General features: G+C 42.2%; 13 protein-coding genes. 6 read left to right on the plus strand and 7 right to left on the minus strand.

Annotation, left to right across the window (positions count from 1 at the left end; genetic code table 11):
• The 5 genes from dnaA to HBH39_RS00025 all read left to right on the plus strand — a co-directional run bounded on the left by dnaA (position 1) and on the right by HBH39_RS00025 (position 7,321).
• Positions 1 to 1,389 carry a chromosomal replication initiator protein DnaA gene (gene dnaA / locus HBH39_RS00005; protein WP_167674521.1) on the plus strand — a complete coding sequence of 463 codons (1,389 nt, stop codon included), beginning with the start codon at positions 1 to 3 and terminating at the stop codon, positions 1,387 to 1,389.
• A 19-nt stretch (positions 1,390 to 1,408) separates the two neighbouring features.
• The gene (gene dnaN / locus HBH39_RS00010) at positions 1,409 to 2,509 is read left to right on the plus strand and encodes a DNA polymerase III subunit beta (protein WP_167674522.1); all 1,101 of its coding nucleotides are present in this window, start codon (positions 1,409 to 1,411) and stop codon (positions 2,507 to 2,509) included.
• A gap of 88 nt (positions 2,510 to 2,597) precedes the next feature.
• Entirely contained in the window at positions 2,598 to 3,680 is a 1,083-nt protein-coding gene (recF, locus tag HBH39_RS00015; RefSeq protein ID WP_167674523.1) for a DNA replication/repair protein RecF, read from the plus strand.
• 15 nt (positions 3,681 to 3,695) lie between these two features.
• Positions 3,696 to 6,113, plus strand: coding sequence for a DNA topoisomerase (ATP-hydrolyzing) subunit B (gene gyrB / locus HBH39_RS00020; protein ID WP_167674524.1), 2,418 nt, complete (start codon positions 3,696 to 3,698; stop codon positions 6,111 to 6,113).
• A gap of 116 nt (positions 6,114 to 6,229) precedes the next feature.
• Positions 6,230 to 7,321 (plus strand): HDOD domain-containing protein, encoded by a 1,092-nt coding sequence (locus HBH39_RS00025; RefSeq protein ID WP_244325705.1) that lies wholly within the window; start codon positions 6,230 to 6,232, stop codon positions 7,319 to 7,321.
• Between the two features lie 58 nt (positions 7,322 to 7,379).
• On the opposite strand, the gene glyS is transcribed toward HBH39_RS00025, so the two are convergent.
• Positions 7,380 to 9,449 carry a glycine--tRNA ligase subunit beta gene (glyS, locus tag HBH39_RS00030; protein WP_167674525.1) on the minus strand — a complete coding sequence of 690 codons (2,070 nt, stop codon included), beginning with the start codon at positions 9,447 to 9,449 and terminating at the stop codon, positions 7,380 to 7,382.
• A 9-nt stretch (positions 9,450 to 9,458) separates the two neighbouring features.
• Positions 9,459 to 10,364: a glycine--tRNA ligase subunit alpha gene (gene glyQ, locus HBH39_RS00035; protein WP_167679905.1), complete on the minus strand. Its 906-nt coding sequence runs from the start codon at positions 10,362 to 10,364 to the stop codon at positions 9,459 to 9,461.
• Positions 10,365 to 10,476: 112 nt separating this feature from the next.
• Between glyQ and HBH39_RS00040 the strand changes: the two genes are divergently transcribed.
• A complete protein-coding gene (locus tag HBH39_RS00040) occupies positions 10,477 to 11,037 on the plus strand; it encodes a DNA-3-methyladenine glycosylase I (RefSeq protein ID WP_167674526.1) in 561 nt (186 codons plus the stop codon).
• A gap of 76 nt (positions 11,038 to 11,113) precedes the next feature.
• Here HBH39_RS00040 and HBH39_RS00045 read toward each other — a convergent pair whose 3' ends face one another.
• The 5 genes from HBH39_RS00045 to fadB form a co-directional block, all read right to left on the minus strand.
• A complete protein-coding gene (locus tag HBH39_RS00045) occupies positions 11,114 to 14,299 on the minus strand; it encodes an amidohydrolase family protein (protein WP_167674527.1) in 3,186 nt (1,061 codons plus the stop codon).
• A 231-nt stretch (positions 14,300 to 14,530) separates the two neighbouring features.
• Positions 14,531 to 14,986, minus strand: a complete 456-nt coding sequence (locus HBH39_RS00050; RefSeq protein ID WP_167674528.1) for an MOSC domain-containing protein — start codon at positions 14,984 to 14,986, stop codon at positions 14,531 to 14,533.
• On the minus strand, positions 14,986 to 15,231 hold the full coding sequence (tusA, locus tag HBH39_RS00055; RefSeq protein WP_167674529.1) for a sulfurtransferase TusA: 246 nt from the start codon (positions 15,229 to 15,231) through the stop codon (positions 14,986 to 14,988). The genes HBH39_RS00050 and tusA overlap by 1 nt, the downstream gene beginning before the upstream one ends.
• 268 nt (positions 15,232 to 15,499) lie before the next feature.
• Positions 15,500 to 16,663, minus strand: a complete 1,164-nt coding sequence (fadA, locus tag HBH39_RS00060; RefSeq protein WP_167674530.1) for an acetyl-CoA C-acyltransferase FadA — start codon at positions 16,661 to 16,663, stop codon at positions 15,500 to 15,502.
• Positions 16,664 to 16,685: 22 nt separating this feature from the next.
• The gene (gene fadB / locus HBH39_RS00065; protein ID WP_167674531.1) at positions 16,686 to 18,836 is read right to left on the minus strand and encodes a fatty acid oxidation complex subunit alpha FadB; all 2,151 of its coding nucleotides are present in this window, start codon (positions 18,834 to 18,836) and stop codon (positions 16,686 to 16,688) included.
• Positions 18,837 to 18,926: the final 90 nt, after the last annotated feature.

Here is an 18,926-nt window from a genome sequence, read left to right on the forward strand (position 1 = left end):
GTGGCGGTTTCACTTTGGCAACAATGTATCGGCAGACTGCAAGATGAGTTATCCGCTCAGCAGTTCAGTATGTGGATCCGTCCGTTACAAGCTGAAATGGATGGTGATACATTAGTATTGTATGCACCAAATCGTTTTGTGCTTGATTGGGTTCGCGATAAATACATCAATATTATCAATCAGTTTTTTACTGAGCAAATGGGTAGTAATGCCCCTAAATTACGCTTTGATATTGGTAGTCGCCCATCTGCTCGCCAAACACCGGTTGTTACCGCACCCGTTTATTCAAAGCCTGTAGGCCAACAAACTAAGGCGCGAGTTGGTACCAGTTTTAATACTCAAGCTGAACCTGCCGCTAATGCTAATCATCGCAGTAATATTAATCCTACCTATCAGTTTGATAACTTTGTTGAAGGTAAGTCAAACCAATTAGGTAAGGCAGCTGCACTTCAAGTGGCTGAAAATCCTGGTGGCGCTTATAACCCGCTTTTTTTATACGGTGGTACGGGGTTAGGTAAAACCCATTTATTACACGCAGTTGGCAATGGGATTATTAAAAATAACCCGAATGCCAAAGTGGTTTATATGCATTCCGAGCGTTTTGTACAGGATATGGTTAAAGCACTGCAAAATAACGCGATTGAAGAGTTCAAGCGCTATTATCGCAGTGTTGATGCTTTGTTCATTGATGATATTCAATTTTTTGCTAATAAAGATCGCTCTCAAGAAGAATTTTTTCATACCTTTAATGCTTTACTAGAAGGCAATCATCAGATCATCTTAACTTCAGACCGTTATCCAAAAGAGATCGACGGGGTAGAGGATCGCTTAAAATCTCGTTTTGGCTGGGGGTTAACTGTGGCGATTGAGCCACCAGAGTTAGAAACCCGTGTCGCGATTTTAATGCGTAAAGCTCAAGAGAGTGGTATTAACTTGCCTGATGAAGTTGCTTTCTTTATTGCTAAGCGTTTACGTTCTAACGTACGTGAGTTAGAAGGTGCATTAAATCGTGTTATCGCTAATGCTAACTTTACAGGTAGACCGATTACGATTGATTTTGTTCGTGAAGCATTGCGTGATCTATTGGCACTTCAAGAAAAATTAGTCACTATAGATAATATTCAGAAAACAGTGGCTGAATACTACAAAATTAAAATGGCAGATATGCTGTCAAAACGTCGTTCGCGCAGTGTGGCTAGACCAAGACAAGTTGCGATGGCGTTATCTAAAGAACTAACAAACCAAAGCTTACCTGAAATTGGTGATGCATTTGGTGGTCGTGACCACACTACCGTGCTGCATGCTTGTCGTAAAATTGCACAGCTTCGTGAAGAGAGTCATGATATTAAAGAAGATTATGCTAACTTAATTAGAACGCTTTCTTCTTAATTCAGGGAATACGGACACAATGAAATTTTCAATAGATAGGGATGCGCTGTTAAAACCATTACAATTAGTTTGTGGTGCTGTTGAGCGTAGACATAATTTACCCATTCTTGCTAATTTGTTGATAGAAGTTAGTGAAGACTTACTTCGTTTAACCGGTACCGATTTGGAAGTGGAATTGGTTGGCCAAGCCGCTATTCATGGCGACATCATAACTGGTCGCACAACTGTGCCCGCAAAAAAGTTATTAGATATTGTGAAGTCTTTACCCGACTCGTCTGAGCTGCACATTGAACAACAAGATAACAAATGGTTATTGCGTTCTGGCCGTAGCCGTTTTTCATTAGCTACTCTACCTGCTGAAGATTACCCTAACGTTGAAGCCTTTCACGCTGATATTGAGTTTAGCCTTAAGCAAGGTGTGCTTAAGTCGATTATTGATAGCACCCAGTTTTCAATGGCTAACCAAGACGTTCGCTATTACTTAAATGGTTTGTTATTTGAAACAGAGGCTAATATGTTGCGAGCCATTGCAACAGATGGTCACCGTCTTGCGTTAAGTCATCGTCAAGTTGAGCAAACCTTACCCGAAAAGCAAGTGATTGTACCGCGTAAAGGGGTAGTTGAAATGTCGCGTCTATTGGACAGCGATGATCAAGATATCACTATTAGCATAGGTGATAATGCGATTCGTGCTATCACTGCCAATGCGGTTTTTACTAGTAAGTTGGTTGATGGCCGTTTCCCTGATTATCGCCGAGTATTACCCAAAGGCGGTGATAAAGTGGTTATCGCCAGCCGTAACCAGTTGAAGCAAGCATTAACCCGTGCTTCTATTTTATCTAATGAAAAGTTCCGTGGTGTGCGCATTCAGCTTGAACCGGGGTTATTGAGAATTACAGCCAATAATCCTGAACAAGAAGAAGCAGAAGAAATTATCGATGTAGATTACAACTCCGATAACCTAGAAATAGGTTTTAATGTGAGCTACCTATTAGATGTACTTAATAACTTAGCCAGTGATGATGTTCGTATTACGCTTATTGATGGTAATTCCAGTGCGTTAATTGAAAACCACAAAGAAGAAGATTCAATGTATGTTGTGATGCCAATGCGTCTATAGCAGCTTTATGTTAGTCTGTTTAGAAGGAGCTTTAATGCTCCTTCTTTGTCTTTGTCAGTGTATTGTTGTCATCTAACCATAGGTCTACATGAGTCTTCGTCGTATAACCATTAGCTCATTTCGAAATATTCTGTCAGCTAATCTCAGCACAGGCGGTGGGCTTAATTTAATTTATGGCCAAAATGGCAGTGGCAAAACCAGTATTTTAGAAGCTATTTTCTTTTTAGGTATGGGGCGATCTTTTCGTAGCCACTTATCTCAGCGAGTGATCAATACCGATGCCGATAATTTAACTTTATTTGCTCAGCTTTTAGATGGAGAAGAGCAAACAAAAATAGGTTTACGTCGTCATCGTAGTGGCGACATTGAAGTTAAAATTAACGGTGATAAAGTCAAAAAATTATCTATTTTGGCTGAAGCATTGCCCATTCAAGTCATTACCCCTGAAAGTTTTGCCTTATTGTTTGAAGGGCCAAAAGCCAGAAGGCAATTTGTTGATTGGGGAGCATTTCATTCTGACCCACAATTCTATCAAGCTTGGATGAATACCAGGCGTATTTTAAAACAACGAAATCAGCTTCTTAGAAATCAAGCAAGCTATTCTCAAATACAGTTTTGGGATAAAGAATTGGTACGGTATGCTGAGCAAGTTACCCTGATACGAAATCACTATGTAGACTCGTTAAATGCGCTACTAAAGGGTATAATAAGCGAGTTTTTACCTCAGGTTGATATTAACGTTTCTTTTACCCGAGGATGGGATAGCAAAACGGATTTTTCGCAATTACTCGAAAACCAATATCCACGAGATTTAGCCACCGGACACACGGTAAGCGGCCCGCATAAAGCGGATTTACGATTACGTGTGGGCAGTTTGCCGGCGCAGGATGCGTTATCACGGGGTCAGTTAAAATTATTAGTCTGTGCACTGCGTATTGCACAGGGAAAGTTGCTCAAACAACAGCTAAATAAAAACAGTATTTATTTAGTCGATGATTTACCGTCAGAGTTGGATGCACAGCATAGGCAGCTATTGTTGAAACAGTTAACCGAAACCGGCGCGCAAATTTTTGTCACCGCAATCGATCCTGCAGCAATAGTCGATTCGTTATTAAGCCCTCCCGACAGGATGTTTCATGTGGAACATGGGCAAGTAACGGTTATTGAATAACAACGAGAGAGAAATATGTCAGAGAATAGTTACGATTCTTCGAGTATTAAGGTTTTAAAAGGTCTTGATGCGGTCCGTAAGCGCCCTGGTATGTATATTGGTGATACCGATGATGGTACAGGTCTTCATCACATGGTATTCGAAGTGGTCGATAACTCTATCGATGAAGCCTTAGCAGGTCACTGTAGTGAGATTACTATCATTATTCATTCTGACGGCTCTGTATCAGTGCAAGATGATGGCCGTGGTATTCCTGTAGAGGTTCACGAAGAAGAAGGGGTTTCTGCTGCCGAAGTTATCATGACGGTACTGCATGCTGGTGGTAAGTTTGACGATAACTCTTATAAAGTATCTGGCGGCTTACACGGTGTGGGTGTATCGGTTGTAAACGCATTATCCGAAAAGCTACAAATGACCATTCGTCGTAATGGTAAAGTCTATGAGCAGTTTTATACTATGGGCGTTCCGGATTCACCAATTACCCCTGTAGGTGAGTCAGACAAAACTGGTACAGCTATTCGTTTTTGGCCAAGCAAAGAAACCTTCTCTGATGTGCTTTTTCATTTTGACATCTTAGCAAAACGTGTTCGTGAATTATCATTCTTGAATTCAGGAGTGGGTATCCGCTTGGTTGATGAGCGCGATGACCGTGATGAGTTTTTTAAATACGAAGGTGGTATTAGCGCTTTTGTTAATTACTTGAACCGTAATAAGACTCCTATCAATAAAGATGTATTCCACTTTTCTCAAGAGCGTGAAGACGGTATTACCGTTGAAGTGGCTATGCAGTGGAATGATGGTTATCAAGAAAATATTTTCTGTTTTACTAACAATATTCCTCAGCGTGATGGCGGTACTCACTTAGCCGGTTTCCGTGGTGCATTAACACGTAACCTAAATAATTACATGGAGCGTGAAGGCTTCAATAAAAAAGGTAAAACCAACGCAACGGGTGATGATGCGCGTGAAGGTTTAACCGCTGTTATTTCAGTAAAAGTTCCTGATCCTAAATTTAGCTCACAAACCAAAGACAAACTGGTTTCAAGTGAAGTGAAAGGTGCGGTTGAGCAAACTATGGGTGAGCAGTTAAATGATTACCTATTAGAAAACCCTGCTGATGCAAAATTAATTGTTGGTAAAATTGTTGATGCTGCACGTGCTCGTGAAGCGGCACGTAAAGCCCGTGAAATGACTCGTCGTAAAGGCGCATTAGATTTAGGCGGCTTGCCAGGTAAGCTTGCAGATTGCCAAGAGAAAGACCCAGGACTTTCTGAAATATACATAGTGGAAGGGGACTCTGCTGGCGGATCAGCCAAGCAGGGACGTAACCGTAAAAACCAAGCTATTCTTCCGCTGAAAGGTAAAATTCTTAACGTAGAAAAAGCGCGTTTTGACAAGATGCTATCATCGCAAGAAGTGGCAACCTTAATTACTGCATTGGGTTGTGGTATTGGCCGTGATGAGTACAACCCTGACAAAACTCGTTATCATAATATCGTTATCATGACCGATGCTGACGTCGACGGCTCGCATATTCGTACCTTGCTGTTGACCTTCTTCTTCCGTCAAATGCCAGAGCTTATTGAACGCGGTTATGTATATATTGCACAACCACCGTTATATAAAGTGAAAAAGGGCAAGCAAGAGCAGTATTTAAAAGATGAGTTAGCGTTAACTGAATACCTCACAACTCAGGCATTGGATAATACACACGTATACCCAAGCCAAGGTGCCCCTGGTATGAGTGGTGAGCCCCTCGAGCGTTTAGTGGGACAGTATCGTGAAGTGGAAAGAATCATTAGTCGTTTAGAGAAGCGATTCCCGACTAATATTACTGATCGCATGCTCTATCACCCAGAAGTGACGACAGAAATGTTAGCTAACGAAGGTGCAATGAAAACTTGGGCTGAGGCATTGGTTGCTAACCTAGTTGAGCGTGAAGCAAGTGGGATTATCTACTCTTCTGAAGTCGTACTGGATCCAGAACGTCAGGTTTATATTCCAAGTATTACTATTCGTAAGCATGGTATTGATACTAACTATCTATTTAGTTATGACTTCTTTACTTCTACTGATTATCAGCGTATCGCCAAGCTTGGTGCTGCGTTAGATGGCATGATTGAAGAGGGTGGTTATGTGCAACGTGGTGATCGTGTTAAAGAAGTTGAAAGCTTCTTAGAAGCGTTAGATTGGACCATGAGTGAAGCTAAGCGTGGCCTTTATATTCAACGATACAAAGGACTGGGTGAGATGAACCCTGAGCAGTTATGGGAAACCACCATGGATCCTGAATCTCGTCGTATGTTGCGCGTGACCATTGAGGATGCGGTTGCAGCAGATCAGCTATTTACTTGCTTAATGGGTGATCAAGTTGAGCCTCGTCGTGAGTTCATCGAAACTAATGCATTAAATGTGGCAAACTTAGACGTTTAATTATCATTGATGTTAATCAAAAATGGGTGCTTTAAGCGCCCATTTTTGTATTTGAATACTAAGATTAATAAGGTGTGGTTAGCTTGTATTAGTCTGTTTTATATTAGGAGTGATCAGTGATAAAACGTTTGTTTCGCAAGCTGTTTAATTTTCGGGTTAATCACGAACAAGCTAAGTTCACTGGTGAAGTTCGTTCATCAAAAATGGTGATAACTAAACCGGATGAAAAATCAGCCATTTCTATATCAAATACGGCAGGTTACACAGTTAACAACTGCATAAACCAAGCAAAATTATCGTCAACAACATTTTCTCAAGTTGATCTGTCTGCTTTGTTTTACAGTTTATTATTTCCAAGACAGCAACAAGATAATGGTGGTATTGCCAATAACCTTGAGCGTCAAGTGATGGCACAAATTGAAGCCGCATTAAGCTCGCCAAAAGACATTGCCGAACATGTATTAAAGCTGCCGGGTAAAATTATTGAGTTAGATAAAAAGCTGGCAGATGAATCGGTAGACATAAAAGAATTAATTGCACTTATTCAACAAGATCCTTTATTAAGTGTTGAAGTACTGAGTTTGTGTAATTCACCTGCATATAGACGCAGCGATAAAGATATCACCAGTGTGCAGCAGGCTTTGGTACAACTAGGCAGAGCACAATTAAGACGCTTTGTTGCTAGTTGTCTAGCCAGAGAAATGATAGAGATTAAACCCATTTATTTCAGGCGTTTTGGCGCTGAAATTTGGCGACATTCGATGCAAGTATCATTTTTGGCCAGTGAATTAGCCGATGATGAGCAAGACAGTGTTTTTTTTCTTGGGCTACTACATGATGTGGGTAAAATTGCTATTTTCAAATTATTAATTGATGCTTTTTGTCAGGCTGAACCGGGTGAGCAACCTAATTCGCAATTATTCAGTCAGTTAATGACGACAAAGTCATTAACATTAAGTGCCTTATTAGCTAAATATTGGCAATTGCCTTTGGCTTTTTCAGAGAGTTTAGCTTTGTTGGCTAACAGTGATGTAATACCAAAGAGTGGGATAGCTAAGATTATCTGGCGAGCGAACATCATTAGCGAATGCTCTATGCTACAGCAAGCGAACAAATTACCTGATGATGTATTAGAAAAACTGCTCGCCCAAGTAGAACTAGACAAGCAAAGTTATCTTGATATCCACCAAAAGCTGCAGCAGTTTTAAGGTTTGATTTTTGGTATAAAAAAAGCGCCTAGGGCGCTTTTTTAGGGTCGATATTTAATTACTGAAGCAACGAGATATCGGCCACATGTAAAAACTGCTCACGAAGATTATTCAATAACGCTAAACGGTTATTCTTTAATGCTTCATCGTCAGCCATTACCATCACATCTTCAAAAAACTGATCCACACTTTCACGCAAGTCAGCCAGTAAAGTTAATGCTTGTTGATAGTCAGCATTGGCAAACAGTGGCGCTAATTCTGGTTGAAGTTGGGCGAGCTTATCTGCCAGTGCAACTTCAGCAGCTTCAACTAATAAGCTGGTGTTAACATTTGCAGGTAGTTCACCTTCAACTTTTGCTAAGATGTTTGATACACGTTTATTGGCAGCAGCAAGGGCCGTAGAGGCTTCTAAGGCTCGGAAGTGTGATACCGCTTTTACGCGACTATCAAAATCTGCTGGGCGAGTTGGGCGTCTAGCAAGCACCGCTAAAATAACATCGATTTGAATGCCTTTATCTTGATACCAACTGCGGAAACGTGCCATTAAGAACTCTAAAACATCATCAGCAGTATTGGCGTTGCTTAGATTGTCTGCATGCAATGCTTGTGCTTTAGCGATAAGGTCAACGAGATCCAGTGGCAGATTGTTTTCGACAATAATGCGTAAAATACCAATAGCCGCACGGCGAAGTGCGAAAGGATCCGCTGCGCCTTTAGGTGCTTGGCCAATACCAAAAATACCCACTAAGGTATCAAGCTTTTCAGCTAAGGCTACAGCACAAGATACTGCTTCAGTTGGGACGCTATCACCAGAAAACTTTGGTTTATATTGCTGCTCAATCGCAACCGCAACCGCTTCTGTTTCGCCATCAAGACGAGCATAGTGCATTCCCATGGTGCCTTGGGTGTCGGTAAATTCCATGACCATATTGGTCATTAAATCTGCTTTAGACAATAAACCGGCACGACTCGCATCAGCTTCATTAGCATTGAGTTGTGCAGCAATAAAGGCTGCCATGGCAGAAATACGCTCAACACGCTGCTTTAAAGTGCCAAGTTGTTTTTGGAAAACAACGGTTTCTAGGCTGGCAATTCGAGACTCAAGAGTTTGCTTTTTATCGGTGTTAAAGAAGAATTCAGCATCGGCTAAACGAGGGCGAACCACTTTTTCGTTACCCGAAATAATCTGCTGTGGATCTTTAGACACAATGTTAGACACAAAGATAAAGTTAGGTAATAGCTTGCCTGCAGCGTCAAATACAGGGAAGTATTTTTGATCGCCTTTCATGGTATAAACCAAGGCTTCAGCCGGTACATTTAAAAACTTATCTTCAAAGTGTGCTGTTAATACTACTGGCCACTCAACAAGTGATGCGACTTCTTCTAATAAGCTATCTTCTAAATCGGCGACACCACCAATGCTTTGTGCTGCTTTTTCGGCATCCGCTTTAATTAAAGCTTTACGCTCTTGGTAATCAGCTATCACTTTGCCTTGCTCTTTAAGCATGCTGATGTAGTTATCTGCATGATCGAGTTCAAAGCTAGCTTGGCCCATAAAGCGGTGACCACGAATCGTGCGCTCAGACTTGATGCCTAATACTTCACCTTCAATTAGCTCATTACCGAGTAACATGGTAACTGTGTGTACTGGGCGGATAAATTGGGTTTTACTACTTCCCCAACGCATTGGTTTTGGGATTGGCAATTTGTCCAATGCGCGCTGAGTCATATCGGCAATTAAACTGCTGGTGGCCACACCAACAATTTTAGCGTTATGTACAAGCCATTCACCTTTATCTGTCACTAAGCGTTCAGCTTGGTCAACACTAATACCGTTTCCACGAGCCCAGCCAATAGCAGCTTTAGTGGGGTTGCCTTCTGCATCAAATGCAGAGCTAACCGCAGGACCACGTTTTTCAACCACTTTATCTGCTTGCGATAACGCTAACTCAGTAAAGCTAATGGCTAAACGGCGTGGAGCAGCATACCAAGTTGACGCTTTATAGGGTAAATCAGCTTTGGCCAATTCATCGCTAAAGTTAGCTAAAAATGATTCTGCTAAATTGCGTAATGATTTTGGTGGTAGTTCTTCTGTACCAATCTCTATGAGTAAGTTTTCAAAATTCATCGGATACCTCTACTTACACATTGGGAAGCCTAAGGCTTCACGTGCTTGATAATATGACTCTGCTACGGCTTTGGCCATGGTGCGAACGCGTAAAATATAACGCTGGCGCTCTGTCACTGAAATGGCATGGCGAGCATCAAGCAAGTTGAATGCATGTGATGCCTTCATTACTTGTTCATAAGCAGGGAGAGGTAATGGCTTTTCTAAACCAAGTAAGTGTTGGCATGCTTTTTCGCAATCCTCGAATTGCTTGAATAACACTTCTACATTGGCGTGTTCAAAATTATAGGTTGATTGTTCAACTTCGTTTTGATGGAAAATATCGCCATAGGTAACACGACCCATAGGACCGTCAGTCCAGACGAGATCATAAACACTGTCGACTTCTTGAATGTACATGGCTAAACGCTCAAGGCCGTATGTGATTTCACCGGTAACAGGGCTACACTCTAAACCACCAACTTGTTGAAAATAGGTAAACTGCGTCACTTCCATGCCATTTAGCCAGATTTCCCAGCCTAAACCCCAAGCGCCAAGTGTTGGAGATTCCCAGTTGTCTTCAACAAAGCGGATATCATGTACTTGGGTATCAATACCTAATGCTTCTAATGAGCCCAAATATAACTCTTGAATATTGTCTGGCGATGGCTTTAGCACTACTTGGAATTGATAGTAGTGTTGCAGGCGGTTTGGGTTGTCACCATAGCGGCCATCAGTAGGGCGGCGCGATGGTTGCACATAGGCGCTGCTCATTGGCTCTGGGCCTAATGAACGTAAAAATGTTTGCGGATGAAATGTTCCCGCGCCCACTTCCATATCCAGTGGTTGAACAATTGCGCAACCTTGTTGCGCCCAGTATTCTTGTAGGGTTAGGATGAAACCCTGGAATGTCTTTACGTCGTGTTTCGTCGTCATGTCTACTACTGTCAGGCTATTAATAGAAAATGGCATTGATTATACCTTGTAGAACCAGCTAGATGTAGGTTATTTTTTATCGTATTACGGATTTTGTTAATGGACGCTAAACATGCAAATAAATCGATGTGATTGGGTGAGTGATGACCCTTTATATCAACAATATCATGATGAGGTTTGGGGGCGACCGGTTTATGACTCGCAACAGTTATTTGCTAAGTTGTGTTTAGATGGTCAGCAGGCGGGGTTATCTTGGATAACCATTTTAAAGAAGCAGCATAATTATGAAGATTTGTTTGCGAATTTTGACCCGAAAGTCATCGCTCAATTCGATCAAGATAAAGTTGAACAGTTGATGTTAAATCCGGGTATTGTGCGCAATCGTTTAAAAATCAATTCTATTATTCGCAACGCAAAAGCATATTTATCGTTTACCGAACAGGGTAACGACTTTTCATCATTTCTGTGGAGTTTTGTTAATGGGCAGCCTAAAGTTAATCATTATCAAACTGCAGCGGATTTACCAGCTCAGACCGCGGAGTCAGAGGCCATGTCGAAGGCCCTTAAAAAGCTAGGCTTTAATTTTGTTGGCCCAACAATTTGTTATGCTTTTATGCAGGCGGTCGGCATGGTTAACGACCACACGACAGATTGTTTTTGCTATAAAAAATAATATTATTTTATAAATTAAAAGGGTGTTCCACGTGGAACACCCTTTTATTTATCTAGATTACTTTGAGCGTGAACGATTACCGGTTTTCAAAAAAGAATGCTTTACGCTTTTTCTTGTCGCCATTAAGTTGGTTCATTGATTCTGCATCAAATAGTTTACCGTTGACCATGGTGTAAGCTACTTTGTCTGTTGTGCGAATATCCTCAAGTGGGTCGCCATCAATCACAATTAAGTCAGCTAACTTACCAGGTTTAATTGAACCAAGCTGATGGTCCATGCCAAAGGTTTTCGCTGGATTTATTGTGGCGGTTTTTAGTACTTCCATATTACTCATGCCGCCTTGAGCAAACATCCACATTTCCCAATGTGCCGCTAAACCTTCACGTTGACCATGAGCACCAATGTTAGCTTTAACGCCGACATCGTTTAGCTCGTTGGCTACGCGAGCAACATTGAAATGGTTGTAATGTTCGTCCGGCGCGGTTGTGCGACGCATCGAACGGGCATCAAGTATGTCTGATGGAACATACATACTTAGTCGTGGGTGGGCCCATACATCGGTTTTGTCATACCAGTAATGCTCACCCGAAATGCCACCATATGCCACAACTAATGTTGGCGTGTAAGACACTTCGGTTTGTTGCCAGAACTGTTTAATGTCACTGTAGATGGAAGCAACGGGCAACGAGTGTTCAACGGTTGTGTGGCCATCGGCGATCATTGATAGGTTATGTTGCAATAAACTGCCGCCTTCAGGCACCACCATCATTTCTAACTCTCGTGCCGCTTGAATAACCTGTTGACGTTGATTTCGTCTTGGCTGGTTATAGCTTTTAACACTGAAGGCACCGACTTTCTTTAAACGCTCTAAGTGGAATTTTGCATCATCCAATGAATCTACATGGGATGTGTAACCCGGTAGGTTAGCACCATACAGGATTGTGCCAGTGGAAAAGATCCGTGGACCTACAATGTTACCGGCTTTTTGTTGTTCTGATGCGGCAAAAATCTCTGTGGTATCGTTAGATGGATCATGAATAGAGGTTACACCTAAAGATAAACCAGAGTAGAGTGCCCAGTTTTGTTGTGGAATGATTTCATCATCCGCTTGGCCACCATGTGCATGCGCATCAAATAATCCTGGCATAATTGATTTGCCTTTAATATCGATGACTTCAGCACTAGATGGGATCTCTGTTGTCGCATCGCCAACACTGACAATCTTATTATCTTTAACGATGACCACGCCGTTTTCAATTACTTGGTCATTTTCTAGGGTAATCACTTTTCCGCCAACAAATGCCACTGTTCCACGTGGAACATCAGCTGTTTGCTTGAAACCAATTGCAGTGACTTGAGGTTTAGTTTCTGCATCAGTTTTAGCATATTGGGTATCTATTTGAGCTTGATATAAATCAGGGCCAAGTGTCCAGTAGAGTTGATTGCTAGCATTGTTCCAGCTAATACTTTCACCAGCGCGGCTACTTAGTTGAGTAACGGGTAGGTTATTCGCTTTTGGGCCAATATCAATGGTTTCGCCGTGTTTAGCAAAAGGTGTGACATACACCCTAAAGCGCTCTGCAAAGGCTAAGTGTTCACCGTCTGGTGACACTCTAAATTCTGTTGCGTGCTCACTGGTGTAATGGGTTCGCTTTTCAAATCCATTTAACCCGATAGAGGCAAGTTGCTGTTTTTCATCATAATCCATGAAAAAGACGCGCTGATTGTCAGCACCAAATTGTGGCTGGTGCCCGCTTGCAGAGATCTTGGTGTTGTTTTTGCCTTTAATATCTACTTTGTATAAGCCGGGTTCTTGTGACCAAGTGCGTGGTGTCACGTAACCACCTTTAGCCTTGCGATACACTATGGTATCACCATCAGGTGAGAATGTTGGTTCTACATATTTACCTGGTTGGTCAGTTAGTACTTTGGTGCTTCCACCTCGGGCACTAATAAGACTGACAGTGCCTTGGTCTTGATCGTTCCAAGTGGTAAACACGATATTTTTGCCATCACGTGACCATTGCGGGAATAGCTCATTAATATTGTCATCTAAGCGAGTAAGACGCTTTTGTTTGCCATCTTTAATATCTCGTATCCACAGTTTTCCTAATGCTTCAAATACTACCTTTTCACCATTGGGTGAGACTTGTGCCATACGCAGCATTTTTACATCAAACTGGTCTTGATCAAGATTTTGGCTAAAACGCACAGAAGGTTGAACATCTAATTGGGTTTTTACGCTAAAGGGGATGTCTTTAACAGACTTAGATTTAACATCTAATTTGTTGATTTTACCATTAGCCCAAAACACGATTTCAGCGTTGTCATGTGTCCAAGACATGGTTGGATAGACACCATGAATAGCCCAAGTTTCTTGCATATCACGGTCGAGTCTGTCGTATAACTTAGTGGTTTCTCCCGACTTGAGATCAAGTAAGTATAAGGTGGATTGGAAACCATCACGCTTAATGTATGCGAGTTTTTTACCATCAGGGCTCGGTGTTGGTCGAATTGCGCCACCTGTACCCTCAATTAAGACTTCAATATCGCCAGTTTGGGTATCATAACGCTTGATTTTATAAATACCTTTGACCGAATCCTTTGAGTAATGGAAAGTTTTGCCTGGGGTCGCATCTTGGCTGAAGTAAATATAACGGCCATCAGGTGAGTAAGCTGGTTCACCTAAATCTTTTTGGTCGTTAGGGCGCTCAGTTAATTTAACGCCTTCGCCACCGGCAACGTGATACATCCACACTTCGCCAGCACCTAAACTACGGCTTGCAGTAAAGTGCTTACGAGCAACAAGATACTGTGAATCAGGGCTCCATGCAGGACTGTTTAATAAGCGAAATGTTTCAGTTGTGACTGGGTGTGGATTGCTGCCATCAGCGTTCATAACCCAAATATTGTCGCCACCATCTTCATCAGAGGTAAAGGCAATATATTTTCCGTCAGGGCTGTATACCGGCTGCATTTGCCAAGCAATGCCAGTAGCGAGCGGTTTGGCTTCTCCGCCACTAATCGGCATTTGATAAATATCACCAAGTAGATCAAATACAATGGTTTTGCCATCAGGAGAAACGTTGACGTTCATCCATGTACCTTCAGTGACATTGATGTCGACTTTTTGTAATGGGGCATTTTCTGGCGCATTCACTTGCCATTTGGCTGCTTCTTCTGTGTTTGCTATCGCCATCGTTGGAATGGCTAATGATAAGGCTATCGCGGTATATATAGGGGTGAGTTTTTGTGTCAGCATGCAAGATCCATTTATCGTTATAGGAAAATGAATGCTAGCGATTGGTTTATATTATTGAGTACTTGGTCGCTAGCAAGATAAAACTTGGCAACCTTTATCGCATAATTGAGAGTGAAACGACACTAAAATTCTGTTTCAATTGATGACAAAAGGTGAGGTGCTTTGGTGTTTTTGTTGGAGAAACTTTGCCGTATGCTTTGTTCTCGCAAGTTCAATAGTAGATTTTTTGATTCAGATTACTGAGTTTATTAGGCAGATATCACCATTTTGAATTAAGCCGCTTTTGATGACTCGACAAGTCACGCCGCCACGCCAGTCTGGTGTAAGTGCATGTTCTAAGCCTGCATAAGCTTGATCCATTTTCGCGCATGGGTCTGTTTCACCGGTTATTTGAAGTTGTAGATGTTCACCGATATGAATTATTTTACCTACATCGTTAGCGCTAAATTGATAACCGTTGATTAATAAATTGGCCCTACGAGTAAGCCAATCTAAATCGAGGTTAATTTGCTTACAGGCCATTTGCCATTGTTGCTGTGATAAAACCGTGACTTGTCTTTTACCGGGACGACCGAATATGTCATTTTCAACACCACGCTCAGTGGTGACATTGGCACAAAACACTTGGTTCATCTTGCCGCGCTTTGCCGTTTTGTAGGCAATACTTTGTAATGTGATAGCAGACATTATAAGCCTTTTTTTATCAAATATTGGTATGGCGTTTTTGTGGTATCGCTAGCAATAAGGGTGTGATCCATAAACTCACAAAAACTAGGAATGTCTCGCGTGGTTGCAGGATCATCGGCAATGATTAACAGCGTTTCTCCGTCTGTCATTTTACGCACGGTTTTGCGGATCATCATAACTGGCTCTGGACAGCGTAAGCCAAGAGCATCAAGTTGGTGTTGTGCTTGTTGAAAAATTTCTGACATCAGGATAATAAACTCTACAAATTAAATCTTGGTCAATTTTACTCTGCAACATATGGCTTGCCAAGTTTAGCTGCAGCTAATGTGATCTGTTCACTAAATCAGCCAAAACTTGTTTTAAAGTTGTTTTTGAATTTTTCTGAAATAGGTTTCACGTGGAACATTAGCTGTTTCATGAAAAATAAAAAACCGAATTATTATTTAATAATTCGGTTTTAAAAATATAGCTAAAGCAATATTACTTGGCGAATACGCGCTTCATAATGAGTGATTAAACGCGCTCAAATACCGTTGCAATACCTTGGCCTAAACCAATACACATTGTTGCTAACCCTAAAGTTGCATCTTTATCTTCCATTAGGTTGATAAGTGTCGTAGAAATACGTGCACCAGAACAGCCTAGTGGATGACCCAGTGCAATCGCACCGCCGTTAAGGTTGATTTTCTCGTCAACCACATCTTGCAAGCCAAGATCTTTAACGCAAGGTAAAGACTGTGCTGCAAATGCTTCGTTTAACTCAATCACATCTAAATCTGCAACAGTTAAGCCTGCGCGAGCCAATGCCTTTTGCGTTGCTGGCACAGGGCCGTAACCCATAATCGCAGCATCACAACCGGCAACCGCCATTGAGCGAATACGAGCGCGAATTGGTAGACCTAAAGCGCGTGCTTTAGATTCTTCCATGACGAGCATTGCAGATGCGCCATCTGAAAGTGCTGACGATGTACCTGCAGTCACAGTACCGTTGGCTGGGTCAAATACTGGACGTAACCCAGCAAGTGACTCCATGGTCGTTTCGGGGCGGATCACTTCATCGTGAGCCACTTTGATTAATGCACCATTTGCATCATGACCTTCAATGGCCCAAATCTCTCTCGCAAAACGGCCTTCTACAGTTGCTGCGTGAGCTCGTTGGTGTGAGCGTACAGCAAATGCATCTTGTTGCTCACGAGTAATACCGTGAAGTTTACCTAGCATTTCAGCGGTTAAGCCCATCATGCCTGAAGCTTTAGCGACACGATTTGCCAGCCCTGGGTGAAAATCGACACCATGGTTCATTGGCACATGGCCCATGTGCTCAACACCGCCAACAATAAAGGTGTCACCCATGCCGGTCATAATCGCGCGAGCAGCTTGATGAATGGCATCCATTGATGAACCACATAAACGGTTGACGGTAACTGCGCCAGCGGTTTTTGGTACACCAGCTAGTAACGAAGCATTACGAGCAATGTTAAACCCTTGCTCTAATGTTTGTTGAACACAACCCCAAATTACATCTTCAATTAAGTTAGGGTCTAGTTGTGGGTTACGAAGCAGTAGCCCTTTCATTAATTCTGCAGAAAGAGTTTCTGCGCGCACATTTCTAAATACTCCAGCCTTAGAGCGGCCCATTGGGGTACGAATGCAGTCTACGATAACAGCTTGTTTCATGATTTTATTCCTTTCGCACTAATTAGGCTTGGTAGTAACTACCGTTGTTGGCTGCAAGTTCACGCATTGCATCAGTCACTTGGTATAAGCCACCTAAATGCGCATATTTATCAGCTAGGGCAACAAAGTTTGCTACGCCCATAGTGTCTAAATAACGGAATACACCACCGCGGAATGGAGGGAATCCTAAACCATACACCAAGCCCATATCGGCTTCTGCTGGAGAAGCGACAATACCTTCTTCTAAACAACGAACAGTTTCGATGATCATTGGGATCATACAACGTGCGATGATGTCATCAGCTTCAAATGCTTTAAGTTCGCCAAATGTGCCTTTGAGTAATTCATAGCTAGTTGGGTCGATATCTTTTTTCGGCTTACCGCGGCGGTCAACAGAGTAAGAATAGAAACCTTTAGTATTCTTTTGTCCTAAGCGATTGTTTTCAAACATGATATCAATAGCATCTTTGTCTGTTTTGCCCATGCGATCAGGGAATCCTTCAGCCATTACTGCTTGTGCGTGATGGCCAGTATCTAAACCAACCACATCAAGCAGATAAGCAGGGCCCATTGGCCAGCCAAATTGTTTTTCCATGACTTTATCTACCGCAGCAAAGTCTGCGCCGTCAGCCAATAAACCGTTAAAGCCTGCAAAGTATGGGAACAATACGCGGTTAACAAAGAAGCCTGGGCAGTCATTAACAACGATTGGGGTTTTGCCCATTTTGCTGGCGTAAGCCACTACTGATGCGATGGTTTCTTCTGAGCTGTGCTCACCACGAATGACTTCAACTAATGGCATTTTATGCACGGGATTAAAGAAGTGCATACCGCAGAAGCGCTCAGGCTTTTTAAGACTTTTAGCTAATAGGTTGATTGAAATGGTTGAAGTATTAGAGGCAATGATGGCATCTTTTGACACATAGTCTTCTACTTCTGCTAATACCGTTGCTTTTACTTTTGGATGCTCAACAACGGCTTCAACAACTACGTCACTATGCTTAATCGCAGTGTAATCTAATGATGGGGTAATGTTGTTTAGCACTTTTGCCATTTTTTCAGGTGTTGAACGCCCGCGGGCTACCTGAGCTGAAAGCAATTTAGCGGCTTCATTTAGACCTAACTCTAGTGCAGGTTGAGCGATGTCTTTCATCACTATTGGGGTGCCTTTACTAGCGCTTTGGTATGCAATACCACCGCCCATAATGCCCGCACCTAATACCGCTGCATTGTTCACATCATTTGCTAACTTAACCGCTTTTTTAGCTTTGCCTTTCACAAATTGGTCATTTAAGAAAATACCAATTAAGGCCGTTGCTACGTCAGTTTTAGCTAGCTTAATAAATGCTTGAGCTTCAACTTGTAGTGCTCCTGTGCGATCCATGGTCGCAGCCTGTTCAACCACACTCACTGCAGCCATTGGTGCTGGATAGTGTTTACCGGCAACGGCATAAACCATGCCTTTTGCCGTGGTGAATGACATCATGGCTTCAAGTTTGCCAAGTTGTAATGGAGATTGTTTTTGCGTACGACGTGCTTGCCAATCTAAGTTACCCGCTAGGGCATCTTTTAGCATTTGAATCGCTGTTGCTTGTAAGTTTTCAGGTGCAACAACAGCATCAATTGCGCCGACTTTTAAGGCGTCATCTGGGCGCTGTTCTTTGCCTGTGGTAATCCATTCTACGGCATTATCGGCACCGATAACGCGAGGTAAGCGAACTGTGCCACCAAAACCAGGAATTAATCCGAGTTTGGTTTCAGGTAAGCCAATGCGAGCATTGGTGTCTGCAATACGTAAATCCGTTGCCAAGATGGTTTCACAGCCACCACCTAGTGCAAAACCGTTAATGGCTGATGCAGTCGGAAAGGGTAAATCTTCAAGTTTATTGAAAACGCTGTTAGCTTGGTTAACCCAAGCAAGAAGCGTGGCGTCATCTTGTTTGAAAAGATCTAAAAATTCTGTGATATCAGCACCTACAATAAATGTACTTTTTGCAGAGGTCAGTAATAATGCTTTGATATCTGAATGTTGTTTGATGCTGTCTAGTGCAGCATCTAATGAGGCTAGAGTTTCTCTATCGAACTTGTTAACCGAGCCCGGTGCATCAAAGCACAGCTTGGCAATATTGTCTTCTAGTAACTCAACCTGAATGGTAGGGCTTTGGTAGATCATTGCTTGCTTCCTTATTGCTTAAGCGATTGCCACATCTATACCGTGTGGTTATCAAGCTTGTTTTACAGCAGTGTCGGCCATCATTTGACC

This window comes from Shewanella aestuarii (assembly GCF_011765625.1).
GTDB lineage: Bacteria > Pseudomonadota > Gammaproteobacteria > Enterobacterales > Shewanellaceae > Shewanella > Shewanella aestuarii_A.

Coding starts and splice junctions, on each gene's coding strand:
- dnaN (WP_167674522.1), top strand. CDS start 1,409: ATGAAATTTTCAATAGATAGGGATGCGCTGTTAAAACCATTACAATTA.
- recF (WP_167674523.1), top strand. CDS start 2,598: ATGAGTCTTCGTCGTATAACCATTAGCTCATTTCGAAATATTCTGTCA.
- gyrB (WP_167674524.1), top strand. CDS start 3,696: ATGTCAGAGAATAGTTACGATTCTTCGAGTATTAAGGTTTTAAAAGGT.
- glyS (WP_167674525.1), bottom strand. CDS start 9,449: ATGAATTTTGAAAACTTACTCATAGAGATTGGTACAGAAGAACTACCA.
- glyQ (WP_167679905.1), bottom strand. CDS start 10,364: ATGACGACGAAACACGACGTAAAGACATTCCAGGGTTTCATCCTAACC.
- HBH39_RS00040 (WP_167674526.1), top strand. CDS start 10,477: ATGCAAATAAATCGATGTGATTGGGTGAGTGATGACCCTTTATATCAA.
- HBH39_RS00045 (WP_167674527.1), bottom strand. CDS start 14,299: ATGCTGACACAAAAACTCACCCCTATATATACCGCGATAGCCTTATCA.
- HBH39_RS00050 (WP_167674528.1), bottom strand. CDS start 14,986: ATGTCTGCTATCACATTACAAAGTATTGCCTACAAAACGGCAAAGCGC.
- tusA (WP_167674529.1), bottom strand. CDS start 15,231: ATGTCAGAAATTTTTCAACAAGCACAACACCAACTTGATGCTCTTGGC.
- fadA (WP_167674530.1), bottom strand. CDS start 16,663: ATGAAACAAGCTGTTATCGTAGACTGCATTCGTACCCCAATGGGCCGC.
- fadB (WP_167674531.1), bottom strand. CDS start 18,836: ATGATCTACCAAAGCCCTACCATTCAGGTTGAGTTACTAGAAGACAAT.